The following is a 3,936-nucleotide window of genomic DNA, read 5'->3' as shown; positions in this document are numbered from 1 at the left end:
CAAGTCTCAGTGGTTGCGGGGGCAGGATTTGAACCTGCGGCCTTCAGGTTATGAGCCTGACGAGCTACCGGGCTGCTCCACCCCGCGGTATTGGTTTGCGCCTTAACGCATATGGGCCGCGTTGGCGGCCCTTTCAAGGTTTCGGCGTCGAGCCGAGGGTGTCGAGAAGATGATCTTTTGAACCGGCAGGCTGATCCAAAAGATCTGCCACTTTTTTTGGGCGCCGGCGTTGCATCATTTGCCTTTAGCAGACCTGGCAGCGACCTACTCTCCCGCGTCTTGAGACGAAGTACCATTGGCGCTGGGGCGTTTCACGGCCGTGTTCGGAATGGGAACGGGTGCAGCCACCCCGCCAGAACCACCAGGTCGGCTAAGGGCAAATTGATGTGAGAAGCTGGTAGAGGCAAAGCCTCGTTTTTGTCTTATGAACACGTCTTTGAACCTTTTGCCTGGCGCCCTCGGCCAAAGGCCGCAAGCGCAAGGCGTCTCGCCAATCGTTTGGCGCGCCGTCCGCAGCGCAGTGGCCGAAGGCCACGACAGCGTGAGGACAAAGGTCTTTGCATCATCGACGTTGGTCGATGAGCATTTTCAATGAGAACGATCAAGCCAATCGAGCGATTAGTACCGGTAAGCTTCACGCATTGCTGCGCTTCCACACCCGGCCTATCAACGTGGTCGTCTTCCACGGCTCTCAAGGGAATACTCGTTTTCAGGTGGGTTTCCCGCTTAGATGCCTTCAGCGGTTATCCCTTCCGTATATAGCTACCCTGCTATGCCCTTGGCAGGACAACAGGTCCACCAGAGATACGTCCATCCCGGTCCTCTCGTACTAGGGACAGATCCTGTCAATATTCCTACACCCACGGCAGATAGGGACCGAACTGTCTCACGACGTTCTGAACCCAGCTCACGTACCGCTTTAATTGGCGAACAGCCAAACCCTTGGGACCTGCTCCAGCCCCAGGATGCGATGAGCCGACATCGAGGTGCCAAACAACCCCGTCGATATGGACTCTTGGGGGTCATCAGCCTGTTATCCCCGGCGTACCTTTTATCCGTTGAGCGATGGCCCTTCCACGCGGGACCACCGGATCACTATGACCGACTTTCGTCTCTGCTCGACTTGTCAGTCTCGCAGTCAGGCGGGCTTATGCCATTGCACTCGACGAGCGATTTCCGACCGCTCTGAGCCCACCATCGCGCGCCTCCGTTACTCTTTCGGAGGCGACCGCCCCAGTCAAACTACCCACCATACACGGTCCCGGATCCGGATAACGGACCGCGGTTAGACATCCATGACGATAAGGGTGGTATTTCAAGGATGGCTCCACAGAAACTGGCGTCCCTGCTTCAAAGCCTACCACCTATCCTACACATGCCGACACGAATGCCAGTGTAAAGCTATAGTAAAGGTGCACGGGGTCTTTCCGTCTGACCGCAGGAACCCCGCATCTTCACGGGGAATTCAATTTCACTGAGTCTATGTTGGAGACAGCGGGGAAGTCGTTACGCCATTCGTGCAGGTCGGAACTTACCCGACAAGGAATTTCGCTACCTTAGGACCGTTATAGTTACGGCCGCCGTTTACTGGGGCTTCGATTCAAAGCTTGCACCTCTCCTCTTAACCTTCCAGCACCGGGCAGGCGTCAGACCCTATACGTCGTCTTGCGACTTCGCAGAGCCCTGTGTTTTTGATAAACAGTCGCTACCCCCTGGTCTGTGCCACCCCTTCCCACTTGCGTAAAAAGAGGTCACGCTTCTTCCGAAGTTACGCGTGCAATTTGCCGAGTTCCTTCAACATAGTTCTCTCAAGCGCCTTGGTATACTCTACCTGACCACCTGTGTCGGTTTCGGGTACGGTCTATACGGTGGAGCTATTTCCTGGAACCGCTTCGCGGCAAGATCAATCCAATAAGACCTTACAACTTACGCGATCCGTCACTACCACCAGGCCCACGAATATTAACGTGGTTCCCATCGACTACGCGTGTCCGCCTCGTCTTAGGGGCCGGCTAACCCTGCTCAGATTAACTTTAAGCAGGAACCCTTGGTCTTTCGGCGAGGGAGTCTCTCACTCCCTTTATCGTTACTCATGTCAACATTCGCACTTCCGATACCTCCAGAGGCCCTCACGGGTCCTCCTTCACAGGCTTACGGAACGCTCCGCTACCACGTGCATTGCTGCACATCCTCAGCTTCGGTGCATGGCTTCAGCCCCGTTACATTTTCGGCGCAAAGACCCTTATTTAGACCAGTGAGCTGTTACGCTTTCTTTAAATGATGGCTGCTTCTAAGCCAACATCCTGGTTGTTTTGGGATCCTCACATCCTTTCCCACTTAGCCATGACTTGGGGACCTTAGCTGGAGGTCAGGGTTGTTGCCCTTTTCACGACGGACGTTAGCACCCGCCGTGTGTCTGCCGACTAGTACTCCTCGGTATTCGGAGTTTGGTTAGGATCAGTAAGACGGTGAGTCCCCATAGCCCATCCAGTGCTCTACCCCCGAGGGTATTCGGTCGACGCTCTACCTAAATAGATTTCGCGGAGAACCAGCTATTTCCGAGTTTGATTGGCCTTTCACCCCTAGCCACAAGTCATCCCGATCTATTGCAACAGATATGGGTTCGGTCCTCCAGTTGGTGTTACCCAACCTTCAACCTGCTCATGGCTAGATCACTCGGTTTCGGGTCTAATGCGACGAACTGAACGCCCTGTTCAGACTCGCTTTCGCTGCGCCTCCACCTATCGGCTTAAGCTTGCTCGCCACACTAAGTCGTTGACCCATTATACAAAAGGTACGCCGTCACCCTTGCGGGCTCCGACTGTTTGTAGGCAACCGGTTTCAGGTTCTCTTTCACTCCCCTTGTCGGGGTGCTTTTCACCTTTCCCTCACGGTACTTGTTCGCTATCGGTCATGCACGAGTACTTAGGCTTGGAGAGTGGTCTCCCCATGTTCAGACAGGATTTCACGTGTCCCGCCCTACTCAAGGACAATGCCTGTTCTACGTCTACGGGGCTATCACCCGCTACGGCCGGACTTTCCATTCCGTTCGACTTTATTCAGCATTGCCACTGGCCTGGTCCGCGTTCGCTCGCCACTACTTGCGGAGTCTCGGTTGATGTCCTTTCCTGCAGGTACTTAGATGTTTCAGTTCCCTGCGTTCGCTTCTTACCCCTATGTATTCGAAGGTAAGATACCTTATCTCAATGCTTGGAAACCTAAGCCGTCCTTGCGAACAACTTAAATTCTCCAAGCATTTAAGGTGGGTTGCCCCATTCGGAGATCCATGGATCAAAGCTCATTCGCAGCTCCCCACGGCTTATCGCAGCGTATCACGTCCTTCATCGCCTGTGCATGCCAAGGCATCCACCAATTGCCCTTACGACACTTGATCGTTCTCATTGCCAATGCTCATCCTTATTGGATTTGGAATTCCCTTCCTCTTCGCTTGCGCTCAGAGGGGTTCCAAATCTGACCATCCGGACAACCTTGCGATTGCCAGACCATCAGTTCCAAAGCCCGGTTACCTTTTACAACCGGGCATCTCAGATGCCATCGACGTGTTCGATTTGGTCGCTTTACCGGAGCTACGCCGAGCAGCTCACTTGCGCCAAATCATAAGACCAGCTTCTCGAGATCTGTCCGGGGATGCGCGGTCAGGCAACATCCATCAACAGGCCATCAGACGAAGGCAGAACCTTCGAACAACGACCCGTTCTGAGTAACAGGCTTTCCTTCCTACCTCCAATCCCTCCTCCATTTCCGGTCGGCTAGACCTTCCATGGTTTCACTGGGACTGGGCTCGGACGTCCTGGACTTTCGCCCAAAACACCTGGAAGCCTCCAGACAGTATCTTCTCTTCACAATGTAGACAGAACAGGCATCGGGCGTGTCGCCGGATGCAAACTTTTACTTCTTCAAAGGATAACTTTTCTT

Annotated in this window: 1 tRNA gene and 2 rRNA genes; all 3 read right to left on the bottom strand. The window is 54.1% G+C overall.

Annotated elements, in window-relative coordinates:
• Nucleotides 1-10: 10 nt before the first annotated feature.
• The 3 genes from JNC62_RS21030 to JNC62_RS21020 all read right to left on the bottom strand — a co-directional run bounded on the left by JNC62_RS21030 (nucleotide 11) and on the right by JNC62_RS21020 (nucleotide 3,394).
• A tRNA-Met gene (locus JNC62_RS21030) sits at nucleotides 11-87 on the bottom strand.
• A 164-nt stretch (nucleotides 88-251) separates the two neighbouring features.
• Nucleotides 252-366: ribosomal RNA gene (rrf, locus tag JNC62_RS21025) — 5S ribosomal RNA — on the bottom strand.
• A 231-nt stretch (nucleotides 367-597) separates the two neighbouring features.
• Nucleotides 598-3,394 (bottom strand): 23S ribosomal RNA (locus tag JNC62_RS21020).
• Between the last annotated feature and the right edge of the window lie 542 nt (nucleotides 3,395-3,936).

Origin of the sequence: Mycoplana ramosa, from assembly GCF_041930185.1 — a bacterium.
Classification (GTDB): domain Bacteria; phylum Pseudomonadota; class Alphaproteobacteria; order Rhizobiales; family Rhizobiaceae; genus Mycoplana; species Mycoplana ramosa.
This window is presented reverse-complemented; position numbering and strand designations above follow the sequence as displayed.